Genomic DNA, 15,882 nt, shown 5'->3' on the forward strand with positions numbered 1-15,882 from the left:
GAGGCGGTGTCTGTCGCTGTGGTAACTATTTTCCGCCGAGTCAGCGTAGGTTCACGCATGACACGACAAGAGCTTCAGACGGCCTCGAAACTCCTCAAAGACGCGGCCGAACAGACGACGGGCGACGTGCAGGAACGCCTCTACGAACAGTCGGACCAGATTGCGAAACTCGCTACGCGCGAGGAGGGCCCCGACCACGGGCGACTCGACCGACACATGAACGTGCTCCACGACCTCGCGGGTAAAACAGAGGGCGACGTGAGCGAGACCGTAACCGAAGCGCGCTCGCAACTCTTCGAGTACCGAAAGAGTGTGCCAGGCGTCTGACACACGTCTGACAAACCCCTTCGTTTCCACTGGAGAGTGTGTAGTTAACACGCATACAGCGTGGTGGTGGTCTGAACTACACCAAACGTTCAGTATTTACTAGATGTTCGGGGAACTCCGAGCGGTGGTCGGTGAGCTACGGTGCCTGCGTGCCGTTTTGTTCACGCCGGATTTCGCTGCCGACGTAGCCGACCAGAAACCCAAACCCACCGAGTAGGAGCGAGAGACCCGCTGCGCTGGCGAATGGGAGAAAGACCCAGCCGAGCGAATCCATCGCCGCGACTGGGACGAAGAGGTTGCAAGTGAACGCGAGACTCGGACCGAAAGCGAGCAACCAACATCCCCTAAACGTCCCTCCTTTCGCGGCGTAGTAGGCGACAGAACCGACGATTACGACGGCTGAGACGTTGACGATGAGCGATTGCACAGCGGTCGGTGGTTCGAGACTCCAGAGGCGAAGCCCGGTCAGCACGCCAAACGGAACGACGAACAGGAGTGTTGAGAGACCGAGTATCCACCATCGGGCGTCGTCTTTCACGGACAGAAAACCTCTATGCGAGAGTAAGTGTTTTCGGGCGAGAGTTTGATTTGCGACGCTGTTGTTCACTCAGCAGTGGCGTCCGCGACCACACGGTGAAGCACGCCGACTAATCCACCGAAAAACAGTATCGACCCGAGGACCAAAAACGGGAGTTCGACGAGGGTCAAGAGTGGTCGGTGCAGAAGAGGGAGTCCATCAAGAACTGACTGTAAGGGACCCAAGAAGACCCACCCGGCGACGACAGCACCGTAGAGTTTGAGCAGTTCGGGGTTCAGTGCGTACCGAAACGAGTTGCGTGCGGGGCCATCGAACATGGTCGAGTGTTGAATTCGTATCGGATAGTCGTTGTGTCGGTAGCTGTACGCGGAGAAAACCAAGTGTACTGTACCGCGGCGAGGCCGGAGGCCGAGTCGCGGCCCTTTTTCCTCCAGGTTTTTGCTCCGAGAGGGTCGCCAGCGGCGACCTCGAGGAGGAAAAAAGTGGGGGTCTAACAGACGTTCTTCGGCTTGATACCCATCCCTTCCAGCGTCTCCACGTACTCGTCGTAAGCCGACTGAACGACCGCGTCGGCGGCGGTTCGGGCGAGGTCCTCGTCGTCAACGAGTTCGTCCACGGCCTCGGCGAGTTCGTCGAGTTGGTCTTGCAAGTCAGATTTGACTGTCCGGAAGGAGTTCGCCGATTTCGGGTCGGCGTCGCCGACGAAGAAGCCGACCATCTGTTCGGTCGCTTTGAGCGAGACGAGTGCCCGAGCGAGTGCGCCGCCGAGTCGCTCGTCGGTGGTCTCGAACTCGGCGAGCACGTCGTAGAGTTGGGGAGCGTCGGTTTCGTCGTCGGCAGCGACGGTTTCGAGGTGGTCGCGGGCGGTCTCAGCGACGTTGGAGAAGTGGGTCGCGGCGTCGCCGTTGGCCTCGGCGGCGGTCCACTGGTCGAACAGGTCGGCGGCGGCGGACGCGTCGGCCGCGGCGGCAGCGCGAACCGCATCGGCGTTCATGTCGCCCTCGGTGAGCGCGTAGAGCGCCTTCGAAGAGCCGAGTCGTGAGAGGGGTGTCTCGTGGTCGTCGCGGAGGGAATCGAGGAACTGGGTCATACCACTTTGTACGCCGGTCTGCGGTTTGTACCCATCGGCGGCGGCGAGTTCTGGCGGGCGTCTACGACGACAGAGACCTGTCTGAGGCCACGAATATAAACAATTATATCATATAATAATGATGTGAGTCTATAACATGGCAAATATCATCAGGGCAGCCGCAGAGAGCAGTTCGAAACTGGTCGAGCGCTATCTTCCCGACGCCTTCCTGTTCGCCATCCTCCTGACCGGAGTGGCGTACGCGTTGGCGTTGTTCTTCGTTCCGGCGGCCGCCGGGACGGGCATGGTCGGCCACGCAGGAAACCTGCTCGTCGATGGGTGGTACGGTGGCTTCTGGAACTTGCTATCGTTCGGGATGCAGATGACACTCATCTTGATGACGGGCTACGCACTCGCACAGACCGAGCCAGTCGATTGGGTGTTGACGAAACTCGCGGGGGTTCCGAACAGCGAGAAGAGCGCCGCGGCGATGGTTCCGGTCGTCGCCGCCGTCGCGTCGTTCATCCACTGGGGACTCGGTCTCGTGGTCGGCGCGCTCTTCGCTCGCAAGATTGCGGACGAGATTCGCGGCATCGATTTCCCAATCGTCGTCGCCGGGGCGTACTCCGGGTTCGTCGTCTGGCACGGCGGTCTCGCCGGGTCGATTCCGCTTCTCTTGAACACCGAGGGGAACTTCCTCATCGAGGCGGGTATCCTCAGTTCGACGTTCGGGACCGGTGGCACCATCTTCACCGTCGCCAACCTCGTCCTCTTCGTCGTCATCGCGTTCCTCTTCCTGCCGGCGCTCTTCGCGCTGATGTACCCGAAGAGCGACGCGAAGAAGACGCCAATCGACCCGACCGAGTTCGAGACGGCGACCGACGGCGGTTCGACCGCATCGGCGACGCTCGGTGCTGATGCGACGCTCGCAACGCGTATCGAGCACTCGACGGGTGTCGCAGTCGGTATCGGTCTCGCCGGACTCCTCGCCGTCGGACTCTACTTCGCCAACGGTGTCACGAACGGTGTCATGCCGTGGAACAACCTCAACTTGAACATCGTCAACTTCGGCTTCCTCTTCCTCGGTCTCACGCTCCACGGCACGCCGCGGGCGTACGTGGATTCCATCATGGAGGCCGTCGAGAACGTCTGGGGTATCATCCTGCAGTTCCCGTTCTACGCGGGCATCATGGGCATCATGGCCTACTCGCCGGAGGGCTCGGTGAGCCTCGCAACGCAGATTGCACAGGGCATGGTCGCCATCGCACCCGAGGGCGCGCTCCCCGCAATCGCCTTTTTCACCGCGGGCATCGTCAACGTGTTCGTCCCCTCCGGTGGCGGCGAATGGGCGGTCATCGGCGAGACGCTCGTCACGGCCGCCAACGCCTCCGGTGAGTCCATCCCGCGAGTCGCCATGGCCGCGGCGTGGGGCGACGCGTGGACCAACATGATTCAGCCGTTCTGGGCGATTCCACTGCTTGCGATTAGTGGTCTCTCCGTCCGCGACATCATGGGCTACTGCGTGATGGTTCTGCTCGGCGTCGGGGTCATCGTCGCCGTCGGGATTACCGTCCTCCCGATGTGAAGTGAGTCGGAGGGTGAGCCTCCGAAAGAATTGCTTTGATTTTTCTGACTCGGGTGTCAAAACCCGTAATTGAGAGTTGGAATTGTGTGCTGCTTAGAGGCCTACGTATCGCAGTCTATACTTCAGAGTATCGAATTTTTGAGTGGGTGATGGTGAAATTGAAATAAATTCACACTCAAACCCTTGAGAATCCCCAAACGCTCGATGAGGGGGTCATTTCGCACATCTATTTGCGTGGCTTCCAGAACAATTTTCAATTTCTATGTTCGTATATCTGAGTCCAGGTTCAAACAATAATGCGCGGATAGTTTCTCAATCGTCATTTAGTAAGTACTCAAATGCTTTGAGCGTGTTCTGGCCTTCGTCAGTTATTACAATTTCTTTAGAGCGTCCGACTTCAGTAATCTTGACGCACTCTCGTTTCTGCAGAGGGTCGAGGATGTGGGTGTCCAATAACCGGTACTCGCCCATGTACGGATCACTGTCTACTTGAATGCCTTTGTCTTCGACATTCTGTTTGAATCGGCCTACAACCTGCCTTGCTTGACGGATTAATTGTTTCTTCGTGATTGGCTGTTCCTCAGAGATGAACTGTAGAATTACGATTTCTTCTTTCGATGGGCCTTGGATCGGATAGGCAGGAAGTTCAGTAATGGCAGCCATTCCGAAACTTACCGGGGTTCCTTCTTCAACTTCCTCGTCGGGTGCATAGCCTTCAGCTCGAACATAGTACGGTGTCACGTTTGCCGATTCTCGGGTTACCATACAGGCGATCATCCCGCCAATAGCCGAAATTTTGCTTCCCGTGGAGAGGTTGACGTACACCTCGTCTTTCGCGTGCGTCGTTATGATTTGTGCAATCTCACCTAGCACTGTGTACAGATCGAAGATGTCGCACTGAACTGAGTGCACGGTAATCCCAGCATCCTGCAAGTCTTCTTTCAGCGTCTCATGGTACTCCGGTTTCTCACTGTTTGGTTCCTCGTGTTCCAGCAGATACACGCGATCAGCTTTGTAATCTATAGCTGGCTTCAGAACCCGGTCAAACTCGTATCCGAGGGGCGAAACGTGAACCCGGTCGGGAACATGAATTCCCATTGCTCCAAAACAGGTCATTCCAACAAAAATCACTTTTGTAACGATTGCAACGTTACTAACATTTCTAACGTGATAATTTTTAAGCAATCTGCTATCCTTCCTCACGATAATGCCAATTCCAAAAAAATGGAGTAGAATGAATCGCTCCCAAATCAAGCAGACTGCCCCCACCAGCAGTGGCGTGTACGAACTGACGAGCTTTGGCAAACAGCGAGCGTTATACATCGGACAAACCGACAATCTCCAGCGACGACTACTAGAACACCTTGACGATAAGAAGCCGAACCGGTTCCGGTTCAAAGAGGCAGGGTTTCTCCAGAGTCCGAAATCAATGGAGAAGAACGAGTTCGACAACTACGAAAACAAACACGGTAATACGCCGCCCTGGAACACTCAGGATCCACGTACTGGCTGGTTCTAACATGGGTTACATCACAGGCGCATTCAAGTACATCGTGAAAAGTGCATTCAAGAACACCTACCCAATGCTCGTTTTTGGCGGAGCCACACTTGCTCTAATTTACCTATTCAACGAGATTGCACACGGGCGGCCATTCGCTGGTTTCAGCGCTTATGCTACTACGAAATACCTTCCCCCACTCACAGTGAAAGGGTTCCTCACAGTCCTTACAGTTGGCTGCGTCTGGGCAGGAGCCAAATGGTACTGGAATGTCCCACGTCGGTGAGACTAAATAAATTTCCAACTACAGATTTTGTATTCGATACGTTTAGTGATTCCTCTCAGCTACTGAGCCACCATCAGCACCACGAAAATAAAAGAATCGAACCGCGAGAACCCTTAGTTACCCTTCTCGACGGGCGCGCCGACGAGGTTGCCCCACTCGGTCCACGAGCCGTCGTAGTTGGTCACGTTGTCGTAGCCGAGCAGTTCGTGGAGTGCGAACCACGCGATAGACGAGCGCTCGCCGATGCGGCAGTAGGCGATGGTGGACTCGTCGCCTTCGATGCCCTCGGTGGCGTAGAGGTCACGGAGTTCGTCGGCCGTCTTGAACGTACCGTCGTCGTTGACCGTGGCGGCCCACGAGATGTTCGATGCGCCGGGGACGTGGCCGCCGCGCTGGGCGGTCTCCTGGAGTCCCGGGGGTGCGAGAATCTCGCCGGAGAACTCTTCGGGCGAGCGAACGTCCACGAGCGGCAGGCCCTTGTCCACGGCCTTCTCCACGTCGTCGCGGTAGGCGCGAATGTCCTCGTAGGGACCCTTGGCCGAGTAGTCCTGTTCCGGGAAGGAGGGGACTTCGTCCGTCGTCGGATAGTCGTTATCGACCCAGTAGTCGCGGCCACCGTTCATCAGGCGAACGTCCTCGTGGCCGTAGTACTTGAACTGCCAGTAGGTGTAGGCGGCGAACCAGTTGGAGTTGTCGCCGTAGAGGACGACGGTGGAGTCCTCGCTGATGCCGTGGGAACCGAGGAGGTCCGCGAAGTCCTCCTTGGTCAGCACGTCGCGGGTGGTCTGGTCCTGCAACTGGGACTCCCAGTTGAAGCCGATGGCACCGGGGGCGTGACTGTCGTCGTAGGCCTCGGTGTCAACGTCAACTTCGACGAGTCGATACGCCGGGTCGTCGCTCTGGAACTCGTCGAGGTGGGATTCCACCCAGTCCGCAGAGACGAGCACGTCCTTCGCGTAATCGGAGTTTGACATACACGAGTGAGTAGTACAGCAAGTGGGATAACTCTCACAACGACGGCATGTTCAGCCTCACCCCCGGTGATGCGGCAATTATCACCTCAAAAGAGTGGTGAATCCTCGCTGATATTCAGTTGAGAACTCCCGAATGAAGCCGCGTTGGCGGCATCTGGGCCATAGCCGGCAACAATTTCTGGTATCACGCACACGTGGCGAGGGGTGCACAGAGCCACGAGACTAAACCCTCGGGGGGAAAACGAATTCGCATGACAGACGTTGTTTCGTCGGCGTGGCTCTCGGAGAACCTCGACCGCGTTCGCGTCGTGGACGTGCGCGACGCGTGGGAATTCGACGGAATCGGCCACGTGCCGGGCGCGGTATCGATTCCCTTCGACTCCTTTCGAAGTGCCGACGGCGACCTCGGAATGCTCCCCGGCCGCGACGTGTGGGCCGGCCTGCTCTCCGATGCTGGCATCGCCCCCGACGACGACATGGTCGCCTACGACGACACCCACGGCGTCTTCGCGGCCCGGTTTCTGGTGACGGCGCTCCTCTACGGTCACGACCCGTCGAAACTGCACCTCCTCGACGGCGACTACAGTTCGTGGAACCGCGAGTTCGAAACCACGACCGAGGGGAGCGACGTCCCCGAGGTGACCTACGAGGTGAGCGACACGACGACGTCGCCGCTCATCGAATTCGAGGCCGTCGAGACCGCCATCGACGACGGTGAGACGGTCATCGTCGATACGCGCGACCCCGAGGAGTACGCGGCGGGTCACCTGCCGGGGGCAGTTAATCTGGACTGGCGAGAACTCGTGGACGACGAGACCCGCGGACTGAAGCCCCGTGCCGAACTCGACGACATCCTCGCGGCGAAGGGACTCACTCCGGACGCGCGCGTGCTTCTCTACTGTAACACCGCCCGGCGAATCAGTCACACCTTCGCCGTCCTCTCAGACCTCGGCTTCGACGACGTGGCGTTCTACGAAGGGAGCCTCACCGAGTGGGAGTCCCGCGACGGCGAGTTGGTCGAAGAGTAGTGACCGGAAGGCCGTTTTCTCGTACGACTACGAGTCGTTGGCCGTCCCGTCGGTGGTCGGGGGAGCACTGTCGTCCGGTATCTGCCCGTTCGTCGGCGTCTCCGATTCGTCCTCGACGTTCAGTTCTTCACGGAGGAGCGAAACCGTCTCGGCGAGCAGGGCGACCGCGAGCGGGCCGGCGATGATGCCGACCGGTCCGAGACTGAGCAGGCCGCCGATGAAGCCGACGAAGTAGAGACTGCCGGGCAGGTCGGCCGTCTCTTTGGCGAGTCGCGGGCGAATGAGGATGTCCGGAAGCCACGCGATGAACAGGCCGCCGGCGACGATGACGAGTCCGGCGGCGACGATATCGCCGACGGCGAGGTGGTACGCCGCGATGCCAGCGAGGAGGAAACTCGGCCCTGCGATGGGGATGAACTGGAGGACCGCCGCGATGGTGGCGAGCGTGATGACGAAGTCGTAGCCGAGCAGCCAGAAGACCGGGACGGCGATGACGAAAGTGCCGACGGCCGTCGCGGCCTGTAAGACGTAGATGGCGAAGAGCGTCTCGCGGGCGCGGGTGTTCAGCGCCGTCGCCTCGTGATGGTACGCCTCGGGGACGAGCGCGAGGAGCGTTCGTCCGACCGAATCACCGCTGATGAGCAACGCGAACACCAGAAAGCCGAACAGCGTGAGTTTGATGAGGATGACCGGCGCGGCGAGTGCAGTCGCTCGGGCGACCGACCGCAGCAGCGAGAATCCGACGGTAAAAGCTTCGTCCAGCGTCAGTTGGTAGAAGAACCCGAACAGGTCGATAGAGAGCGTGTCGGGGATGAGCGAGGCGAGTGCGACCAAGTCGTTCAATCGGAGGAACAGAATCACGACCAGCGGCGAGAACACCACGACGACGCCGATTGCGGCCGCGATCGTGGAGACGACGCTGGCGACCCAACGCGAGGTGCCGCGGTCTTCGAGCCACCGGCGAAGCGGAATCAGGAGATAGGCGACCGTGATGGCGAAAAACACGGTTGCGAGCACATCGACGAGAATGAACGCAACGAGCACCGACAGCGCGAGCAAGAACCCGCCGAGCACGTACGGGCGACGATTCGTCATTCCCGTGACTACTGCACAGGGGGTCAAAGTCATTGTGCCGCCACAGGCCACCACGGCGATACAGCCCTCCAATATCACGCCGATTAAATATCACCAGGTGTAACAACTGAGTGATGAAACGACGCACCTTCCTCAAAGTCGCCGGTGCCGGTGGAGCCTCGGCGATGCTCGCGGGGTGTACCGGTGACGGCGGTGGCCAGCAAGAACCGACGACGACGACCGAATCGGGGGATTCGACCACGACGACTAACGGAACGACCACCGGCGGCGGGAACCAAGTCCTGACCGTCGCAACCTACGGCGCGTTCGTCGATGCGCCGAGTTCGAGTCCCGGCGTGTGGCTGAAACAGGAGTTCGAATCGGAGTTCGACGCCACACTGGAGTGGCAGACTCCCGACGCCGGCGTCAACTACTACATCGAGCGCGCGTTACGCGGCGTCGAGTCCGACGCCGACGCCTACGTCGGTCTGGACGCCCAGATGCTCGTCCGTATCGACGAACAACTCGACGAGAGCCTGTTCGTCCCGGCGGAGGGTCTCTCGAACCTCGGCGACGTGAACGAAGAACTCGAATTCGACCCGCAAGGCCGGGCGATTCCCTACGACACGGGCTACATCTCGCTCGTCTACGACGAGACCCAAGCAGAGTCGGGGACGTTCACCGCCCCCGAGACGTTCGACGGACTCCTCGACTCCGAGTTCGAGGGCGACCTGCTCTGTCAGAATCCGACCTCGTCGGCGACCGGGCAGGCGTTCTTGCTCCACACTATCGACGCGAAGGGCGAAGACGGCTATCTCGACTACTGGGCGCAGTTGAAAGACAACGGCGTTCGCGTCCTCGGGACGTGGGAAGACTCCTACACCGCCTACTCGAACGGCGAAGCCCCGATGGTCGTCTCGTACTCGACCGACCAGGTGTATGCCAAGGAGTCGGGTGCCGACCTCGCAAAGCACCAGATTCGCTTCCTGAACGACCAGGGCTACGCGAACCCCGAGGGCATGGCGCAGTTCGCCGACGCCGCGAACCCCTCGATGGCCGCCGAGTTCATGGACTTCATGCTCCGGCCCGAGGTGCAGGCCGAAATCGCCGTTCGTAACGTCCAGTTCCCGGCGACGACCACGGCCGAACTCCCCGCGGACTTCGCCGAGTACGCGAAAGCGCCGCCGGAAGCCGTTACGTTCTCCTACGAGCGCCTCAAGGGGAACTTGAGTGAGTGGACCGACGCGTGGGCCCAGGAGTTCGCCAGCAAGTGAGGTGACATCGACCGCGCGCCGCGTCACCCGACTGCTCGAACAGCACCTGCTCTCTGTCGTCGCGGTCGCAACCGCCCTCGTCCTCCTCGTCCTCTTCTACTACCCCGTCGGGACCGTCTTCGCCGACGCGGTGCTCGTAGACGGGTCGTTCACGCTCGACCCCATCGTCGATATCCTCTCCAGCGAGTTCTACCGCGACGACATCATCTGGTTCACCGCCAAGCAGGCGTTCTACTCGACGATTGCGAGCGTCCTTCTCGGCCTCCCCGCGGCGTGGCTCTTCGCCCGCTTCGACTTTCCCGGCCGAGAGACGCTGCGCTCGCTGACGATTCTCCCCTTCGTCATGCCCTCGATTATGGTCGCCACTGGCTTCGTCGCCACGTTCGGCCAGAACGGGACGCTCAACCGGGCGCTCGCCCTCGTCGGCCTGCCGCCTATCGAGTTGCTCTACACGCTCGAAGCCATCATCGTCGCCCACGCGTTCTACAACGCGCCGCTCGTCGCCCGCGTCACCACCGCGGCGTGGGAGAGCGTCGATGCCCGTGCCGTCGAAACCGCCCGGGCACTCGGTGCTGGTCGCTGGCGCGCGTTCTACGATATCGTGCTCCCCCAACTCCTCCCGTCTATCGCCGTGGGCGCGACGCTGACGTTCATCTTCACCTTCGCGTCGTTCCCCATCGTCCTCGCCCTCGGCGGCTTTCAGTTGGCGACCATCGAGGTGTTCATCTTCTCGAAGGTCCGTGACCTCGCCTACGCCGAGGCCGCGAGTCTGGCGGTCATCGAGACGGTGATTTCGCTCGGTCTGACCGTCGTCTATCTCCAGTACGAAGCACGCCAGCGGTCTGCTGGCGGTGCGGCGAGTCCCCTCCCGCGGCAGTCGATTCTCCCCGATTCGTGGACGCCGCGACTCACGCTCCGAACCCTCGGAATCAGCGCGTACTCGGTCGTCGTCTTCCTCGTCTTCGTCGTCCCGATTGCGAGCATGATTCTCGCCAGTTTCACCGGCGCGGACGGGACGTTGAGCCTCGAAAACTACCAGTTCCTGGTCGAACGCCAGTTGACCGGCGCGGAGTTCCAAGTCCGACCCCTGCCCGCCATCTGGAACTCGCTCGTCTTCGCCGCGGGGACGCTCGTCGTCGCCGTCCCGATGGGCGTGACGATGGCCGTGTTGACGACGCGTCGCTACCGCGGGCGCACGCTCATCGACGCGCTGGCGATGGCCCCCTTCGCCGTCTCGGGAATCGTGGTTGGATTGGGCCTGCTTCGGGGACTGGTCTTCGGAACCGAACTCTTCGGCATGCGAACCCAGGTGACCGGCGCGCTCGCCATCGTCGCGGCCCACACGGTCAGCGCGTACCCATTCGTGACGAGAAACGTCGCGCCGTTGCTCGCCAGACTCGACGGCCGGCTCGTGGAATCGGCCCGGAGTCTGGGCGCGACGCGGGCACATGCCCTCCGCGACGTGGAGATACCGCTCGTCTGGACCGGTGTCGTCGCGGGCGCGGCGTTCGCCGTCGCCATCAGCATCGGCGAGTTCAACTCGACTATCATCCTCGCCGAGGGCGCACAGAGCTACACGATGCCCGTCGCAGTCGAGCGGTTTTTGGGCCGACGGTTAGGTCCGGCGACGGCGATGGGGTGTGTACTTCTCTTCGTTACGTCCGTCAGTTTCGTCGTCGTGGACCGCTTCGGCGGGAGGTGGAGTGATTTATGAGGCGCGTGTCGAAACCGAGTCGTGTGATTTCGGGGAGTGTGGTCTCGGCGAGTGCGACTTCGACGAACGCGACTTCGGCGAGCGAGACAGCACGGGGGGGCCATCCGTGAAACTCGAACTCGAAGCCGTCTCGAAGCGGTACGGCACCGCCACGGCGCTGGATTCGGTGTCGCTGACCGTCGAAGACGGCGAGTTCTTCACGCTCGTCGGTCCCTCCGGGTGCGGCAAGACCACCACGCTCCGCTGTATCGCCGGGTTCGAAGCACCGACGACGGGGACCATCAGGTTCGACGGGGAGTCGATGGCGGGCGTCCCACCCGAATCGAGGGGTGTCGGCGTCGTCTTCCAGAACTACGCGCTCTTTCCGCACATGAGCGTCGGCGAGAACGTCGCCTACGGCCTGCGATTTACCGACCCGCCGGGCGGCGTCTCCCGCGACGAACGCGTCTCCGAACTACTCGACCTCGTCGATTTGACGGGGTTCGAAGACCGGGAGCCAGATTCGCTCTCGGGCGGCCAGCAGCAGCGCGTCGCCCTCGCTCGCGCCCTCGCACCGGGTCCGGAGTTACTCCTGTTGGACGAACCCATGTCGGCACTCGACGCCCGCCTCCGCAAGCGTCTTCGGAGACAAGTCAAGCGCATCCAAACCGAACTCGGCGTCACTACCGTTTACGTCACCCACGACCAGTCCGAAGCGCTGGCCGTCTCGGACCGCGTGGCCGTCCTCAACCGCGGCCGCGTCGAACAGGTTGGCGACCCCCGCGACGTGTATCACCGGCCGAAGACGGAGTTCGTCGCGTCGTTCGTCGGCGAGAACAACGTGTTCGACGGGCGAGTGAAATCTCGACCGGAAACGGGGGGGTCGGTGGTCGAAGTCGGCGAGAGCGAGTGGCGACTGAACGGCATCGAAAAATCGCCCGGCGAAAGCGTGACGTTCTGTGTCAGACCCGAGCAGTTCGTCCTCGACGGCGGGCAAAATCAGATACGCGGAACGCTCGTCGGCACCGAGTTTCAGGGCGCGACGACGCGGTTGACGCTCGACTGGGACGGTCACGAACTGACCGTCGCCGTCGCCGACGAGACGCGAGCGACGTTCGAGTACGGAGCGCGGTTGGTCGTCGGATTCGATAGCGAGGACGTCCACGTCGTGGAGTGACGGTCTCGAACGTCGAGAAGTGAAGGTAGCGAGCGAGTCGATGCTCAGGGCGCGACGCCGACGGTCAGAAGCGTCCCGTACGTGCGATAGCGCTCGACCATGGCTTCTCGCGTCTCCCAGCTATCGGTCGGGAACTCGCTCTCGTCGGGAATCTCGATGTCCATGTCCGCGATGGAGTCCTGCTCGGCGACGTAGAGTCCGGCGTCGCGGAAGGCCTCGCGGTACTCTTGGTGCGTCCAGCGCGTCATCTCGATGGAGATGTTGTCCTGCCACTCGTGGGAGTGGACGTTCTCCTCGTAGTAGTTGACCGCGCAGTAGAACGTCCCGCCGGGCCTGAGCACGCGCGCGACTTCTTCGAGCGTGTGGTGCGGGTCGGGCGCGTAGTAGAACGCCTCCATCGACCAGACGTGGTCGATGCTGTCGTCGGCGAATGGCAGGTCGTCGAAGTCGCCGACGACGAACTCGATGTCCTCGGTCTCGGTGTACTCGCGGGCGTTGTTCACCATCTCCGGCGAGCCGTCGAGACCGTAGCCGTGACCGATATCTTTCGTGTCGTAGAGGGCGCGCAATGCGTAGCCGCTGCCGGTGCCGAGGTCGAGGACCACGTCGCCGGGTTCGACCGGCATCCGGGCGAGGGCGTGTTTCGCCGTGTGCCAGTGGCGGTCTTCCATTCCCTTGTCTCGGCCGTCGGTCGCCCAGTCGTCGAACTCGTCGCGTACGCTCATACCGGAGGCACACGGGCGGGCGACTAAACCGGTTCGAAGCGAGGCGGTGCACTCGTGGCAAAGCCGCCACTAATCGACCGCCGCGGGCGCGCCATTTAATTACAGTCGCCCCACAGACGGTGTATGGTTGGCGTCCGTCGCAGGTTTGCCCTCGCAGACTCTGCACAGCAAATCGTGGGGGGCTTTCTGCTCGCCGGGCCGTTCGTCGTGACCGAAGAGGTGTGGGTGCTCGCCCGAAGTATGTCGCTCTTCCAAGGACTCCTCACCGCCCTCATCGTCTTCGCCGTCGGCTACGGCGCACTGTACAAAGCCGACGACCGCGACCCCGAAAAGGAACGAGAGATTGCAGGGATTCCACTTCGGTTCATCTCGCTCATCAGCGTCTCGTACCTCTCGGTGTTCATCCTCGCACTCGCGTTCGACGCGCCCGGGACCTTCCTCGCCGACGTGTCCGGGCGGGTCTTGTTCGAAGGTGCCGGGATGACTCTCGACCTCGCTGTCGTCGCCATCACTCTCAAGGCGACGAGCGTCGGTGCGGTGTTCAGCGTCATCGGTGCCGCCACCGCCGATTCGCTGTTTTAAGGTGACCACGCTGGCCTGTCCGAGAAGAGACAGCTCGACCGTACGACCCTGAACCGTTAAGTTCGCGCGGTCAATCCATCGGGTATGGATTACGAGCTCGCCATCGAGACGACTCCGGACACAATTCCCGCCGGAACGGGTATCTTGCTCCTTCACCCGAGCATCGGCGAGACGGACCGTATCGACACGGACTTCTTCAAGACCGACACCGACAACTTCCTCGTCATCTCGACGCGAACCACCGCGCGCGAGGTCGAACAGAAGCTCGAACACTACGAGGTAGACGAGTCGCGGGCGACGATTCTCGACACGCTCTCTATCGAGCGCGGCTACTCGCGGCGAAGCTCAGACAACATCTACTACGTCGCCTCGCCCGACGACCTCGACGCCATCGTCGAAAAGACCCGACGGTTCCTCGAATCGCACGACGGAAAGCTTCGACTCAGCGTCGATTCGGTCACCGAGATGGCCTACTACGCCGACGTGGACCGCGCGTTCGAAGCGACCAAGCAGATTCTCGAACTGCTCGTGGAGTACGACGCAGTCGGCCTGTTCCACCTCTCGAACGAAGTCCACGACGAGGAGACGCTCGACCGCTTCCGCGAACTCTTCACGAGCGTCGTCGAACTCGACGAAGACGGCACCGTCACCAGCGAATTCTAAAATAGAACTGCGAGTTTTTCGCTCAGTTCGACTCGCTCTCTCGCCGAGCGTCGTGCTTCTCGGCGAGTTGCTCGAACGTCTTCTCGGCCCAGCGAACCGCGTAGGCGGGACCGTATTCGAGGTACGCCTCGGTGTCGAGTGCCGCAAAGGGCGCGGGAAGTTCCCGACCGTGTTTGATCGCCGAACACGCGTACTCCGTCGCGTTTGCGAACGACGTGTCGCCGAGAGCGACGGCGCGTGGCAGGTCGGCGAGTCGCTCGTCGAGTCGTTCGCCCGTGTCTTCCCACGTGTCGTAGAGCGCGTCGTGTTCGCCCTCCCACGACGCGAACACGTCGCGGGTGTGCAGTCCAATCCAGCCTTCGAACAGCGCGAGTGCGATTTGATACACCTCGTTTGGACCGGCCGGAATCGCCTCCGTGAGGTCGCGGTAGTGTTCGCCGAAGAAGGGCAGGAAGTGCTCCGGGACGTCCTCGAAACTGAGTTGGACGAACGCCTCGGCGACGAGGAAGTCCAAGAAGTGGTCTGGCGTGTTCTTCGCGCGATGCTTCAAGAACACCGTCGGTGGCGTCGTCTGTCGCGTCCAGACCACCGTCCCGTCGCCGGGCATGCCGATGGTGAAATCGGAAGACGCGTAGGCCCCGAGGAGTTGGGGCACCTCCGGTGGTAGCCACTCGGTGGGGTACGACGCCGGGGAGAGCGACTCGACCACGAGACCGAGGTTCTCCGCGGCCGCCGGGGGAATCGTCTCGAAGTCCGTCTCCACGTCGAAGACGAGCGCGTCGGGTGCGTACTCCTCGTGGACGGCTTCGAGGTCCGCCGAGAGCGTGCGCGGTTCGAACATCTGGTTACGCGAGGCTCATTCCGACGAGAACGAGCGCGAGGAGTGCCGAGATGCCAACGGTACCGAGTACGATTTTCGTCGCTTGGCTCATGGTGTCACGATTAGCGGCCCCACGCTTAAACGCTTATAGTCCGTCGTCAGGGTGATTCTCCACTCGAAATGGAGGGGTGTGTGAGACGTACACGAGAAGGGACGAAAAACAGAGTCAGGGAATCAACTGCTCGCCGTCGTCGTCGATGATGCGGATGGCTTCGACGGGACAGACGCGTGCGGCGAACTTCGCGTCGAACTCGGCGTCTTCGGGAATCTCGCGGACGAACACGTCCTCTTCGACCTCTTCTGCGTCTTGGAGGTCGGCCTTCCCGGCGTCGAGGTCTTTCTGAAACGCGTCCCACTCGTCCACGCACTGGAAGATACCGATGCACGTCTCGCGGTCGTACTCGACTTTCATGTCTCGTTCTTTCCGTGGGTCGTACATAGCCCTGCCGACGCATCCCCGCGGCAGCAAAACGGGCCCGAACCGTCCGATGGTTTAAACCCCATCACTT

At 61.2% G+C, this 15,882-nt stretch carries 20 protein-coding genes; 10 read left to right on the forward strand and 10 right to left on the reverse strand.

Translation table 11 applies throughout. The features are described from left to right. Positions 1 to 57: 57 nt before the first annotated feature. The gene (locus ACFQJC_RS16235) at positions 58 to 327 is read left to right on the forward strand and encodes a DUF7553 family protein (protein ID WP_390225315.1); all 270 of its coding nucleotides are present in this window, start codon (positions 58 to 60) and stop codon (positions 325 to 327) included. 136 nt (positions 328 to 463) lie between these two features. Here the strand turns inward: ACFQJC_RS16235 and ACFQJC_RS16240 are convergent, their stop codons facing one another. The 3 genes from ACFQJC_RS16240 to ACFQJC_RS16250 form a co-directional block, all read right to left on the reverse strand. After that, positions 464 to 865: a hypothetical protein gene (locus tag ACFQJC_RS16240; protein WP_390225317.1), complete on the reverse strand. Its 402-nt coding sequence runs from the start codon at positions 863 to 865 to the stop codon at positions 464 to 466. A 65-nt stretch (positions 866 to 930) separates the two neighbouring features. Continuing rightward, a complete protein-coding gene (locus ACFQJC_RS16245; RefSeq protein WP_390225319.1) occupies positions 931 to 1,182 on the reverse strand; it encodes a hypothetical protein in 252 nt (83 codons plus the stop codon). Positions 1,183 to 1,355: 173 nt separating this feature from the next. Further along, on the reverse strand, positions 1,356 to 1,955 hold the full coding sequence (locus tag ACFQJC_RS16250) for a transcription antitermination protein (protein ID WP_390225321.1): 600 nt from the start codon (positions 1,953 to 1,955) through the stop codon (positions 1,356 to 1,358). A gap of 136 nt (positions 1,956 to 2,091) precedes the next feature. Between ACFQJC_RS16250 and ACFQJC_RS16255 the strand changes: the two genes are divergently transcribed. After that, the gene (locus ACFQJC_RS16255) at positions 2,092 to 3,519 is read left to right on the forward strand and encodes a short-chain fatty acid transporter (protein WP_390225323.1); all 1,428 of its coding nucleotides are present in this window, start codon (positions 2,092 to 2,094) and stop codon (positions 3,517 to 3,519) included. 312 nt (positions 3,520 to 3,831) lie between these two features. Here ACFQJC_RS16255 and ACFQJC_RS16260 read toward each other — a convergent pair whose 3' ends face one another. After that, positions 3,832 to 4,722, reverse strand: a complete 891-nt coding sequence (locus ACFQJC_RS16260) for an HFX_2341 family transcriptional regulator domain-containing protein (protein ID WP_390225324.1) — start codon at positions 4,720 to 4,722, stop codon at positions 3,832 to 3,834. Between the two features lie 4 nt (positions 4,723 to 4,726). On the opposite strand from ACFQJC_RS16260, the gene ACFQJC_RS16265 reads away from it, so the two are divergent. Further along, complete coding sequence (locus ACFQJC_RS16265) at positions 4,727 to 5,038, forward strand: GIY-YIG nuclease family protein (RefSeq protein WP_390225326.1); 312 nt, start codon at positions 4,727 to 4,729, stop codon at positions 5,036 to 5,038. Position 5,039: 1 nt separating this feature from the next. Beyond that, entirely contained in the window at positions 5,040 to 5,303 is a 264-nt protein-coding gene (locus ACFQJC_RS16270; RefSeq protein ID WP_390225328.1) for a hypothetical protein, read from the forward strand. 113 nt (positions 5,304 to 5,416) lie between these two features. Here ACFQJC_RS16270 and ACFQJC_RS16275 read toward each other — a convergent pair whose 3' ends face one another. Next, positions 5,417 to 6,277 carry a sulfurtransferase gene (locus tag ACFQJC_RS16275; RefSeq protein ID WP_390225330.1) on the reverse strand — a complete coding sequence of 287 codons (861 nt, stop codon included), beginning with the start codon at positions 6,275 to 6,277 and terminating at the stop codon, positions 5,417 to 5,419. Positions 6,278 to 6,528: 251 nt separating this feature from the next. On the opposite strand from ACFQJC_RS16275, the gene ACFQJC_RS16280 reads away from it, so the two are divergent. Then, positions 6,529 to 7,305: a sulfurtransferase gene (locus tag ACFQJC_RS16280; RefSeq protein ID WP_390225332.1), complete on the forward strand. Its 777-nt coding sequence runs from the start codon at positions 6,529 to 6,531 to the stop codon at positions 7,303 to 7,305. A 27-nt stretch (positions 7,306 to 7,332) separates the two neighbouring features. On the opposite strand, the gene ACFQJC_RS16285 is transcribed toward ACFQJC_RS16280, so the two are convergent. Then, complete coding sequence (locus ACFQJC_RS16285; RefSeq protein ID WP_390225334.1) at positions 7,333 to 8,400, reverse strand: AI-2E family transporter; 1,068 nt, start codon at positions 8,398 to 8,400, stop codon at positions 7,333 to 7,335. Between the two features lie 113 nt (positions 8,401 to 8,513). Between ACFQJC_RS16285 and ACFQJC_RS16290 the strand changes: the two genes are divergently transcribed. The 3 genes from ACFQJC_RS16290 to ACFQJC_RS16300 all read left to right on the forward strand — a co-directional run bounded on the left by ACFQJC_RS16290 (position 8,514) and on the right by ACFQJC_RS16300 (position 12,523). Then, the gene (locus ACFQJC_RS16290; RefSeq protein WP_390225336.1) at positions 8,514 to 9,653 is read left to right on the forward strand and encodes a thiamine ABC transporter substrate-binding protein; all 1,140 of its coding nucleotides are present in this window, start codon (positions 8,514 to 8,516) and stop codon (positions 9,651 to 9,653) included. Between the two features lies 1 nt (position 9,654). Continuing rightward, the gene (locus ACFQJC_RS16295; protein WP_390225338.1) at positions 9,655 to 11,367 is read left to right on the forward strand and encodes an ABC transporter permease; all 1,713 of its coding nucleotides are present in this window, start codon (positions 9,655 to 9,657) and stop codon (positions 11,365 to 11,367) included. Positions 11,368 to 11,473: 106 nt separating this feature from the next. After that, positions 11,474 to 12,523 carry an ABC transporter ATP-binding protein gene (locus ACFQJC_RS16300; RefSeq protein WP_390225658.1) on the forward strand — a complete coding sequence of 350 codons (1,050 nt, stop codon included), beginning with the start codon at positions 11,474 to 11,476 and terminating at the stop codon, positions 12,521 to 12,523. A 44-nt stretch (positions 12,524 to 12,567) separates the two neighbouring features. Here the strand turns inward: ACFQJC_RS16300 and ACFQJC_RS16305 are convergent, their stop codons facing one another. Next, entirely contained in the window at positions 12,568 to 13,248 is a 681-nt protein-coding gene (locus ACFQJC_RS16305) for a class I SAM-dependent methyltransferase (RefSeq protein WP_390225340.1), read from the reverse strand. A gap of 123 nt (positions 13,249 to 13,371) precedes the next feature. Here ACFQJC_RS16305 and ACFQJC_RS16310 point away from each other — a divergent pair, with 123 nt between their 5' ends. Both ACFQJC_RS16310 and ACFQJC_RS16315 read left to right on the forward strand, forming a co-directional pair. Next, the gene (locus ACFQJC_RS16310; protein ID WP_390225342.1) at positions 13,372 to 13,830 is read left to right on the forward strand and encodes a DUF2391 family protein; all 459 of its coding nucleotides are present in this window, start codon (positions 13,372 to 13,374) and stop codon (positions 13,828 to 13,830) included. 84 nt (positions 13,831 to 13,914) lie between these two features. Further along, positions 13,915 to 14,493: a DUF7090 family protein gene (locus tag ACFQJC_RS16315; RefSeq protein WP_390225344.1), complete on the forward strand. Its 579-nt coding sequence runs from the start codon at positions 13,915 to 13,917 to the stop codon at positions 14,491 to 14,493. Between the two features lie 22 nt (positions 14,494 to 14,515). Here the strand turns inward: ACFQJC_RS16315 and ACFQJC_RS16320 are convergent, their stop codons facing one another. The 3 genes from ACFQJC_RS16320 to ACFQJC_RS16325 all read right to left on the reverse strand — a co-directional run bounded on the left by ACFQJC_RS16320 (position 14,516) and on the right by ACFQJC_RS16325 (position 15,785). Continuing rightward, complete coding sequence (locus ACFQJC_RS16320; RefSeq protein ID WP_390225346.1) at positions 14,516 to 15,334, reverse strand: DUF7089 family protein; 819 nt, start codon at positions 15,332 to 15,334, stop codon at positions 14,516 to 14,518. 4 nt (positions 15,335 to 15,338) lie between these two features. Continuing rightward, a complete protein-coding gene (locus ACFQJC_RS18285; protein WP_465261524.1) occupies positions 15,339 to 15,425 on the reverse strand; it encodes a hypothetical protein in 87 nt (28 codons plus the stop codon). A gap of 114 nt (positions 15,426 to 15,539) precedes the next feature. Further along, positions 15,540 to 15,785, reverse strand: a complete 246-nt coding sequence (locus ACFQJC_RS16325; RefSeq protein WP_390225660.1) for a ferredoxin — start codon at positions 15,783 to 15,785, stop codon at positions 15,540 to 15,542. Positions 15,786 to 15,882: the final 97 nt, after the last annotated feature.

This window comes from Haloferax namakaokahaiae (assembly GCF_042663225.1).
Classification (GTDB): Archaea; Halobacteriota; Halobacteria; order Halobacteriales; family Haloferacaceae; genus Haloferax; species Haloferax namakaokahaiae.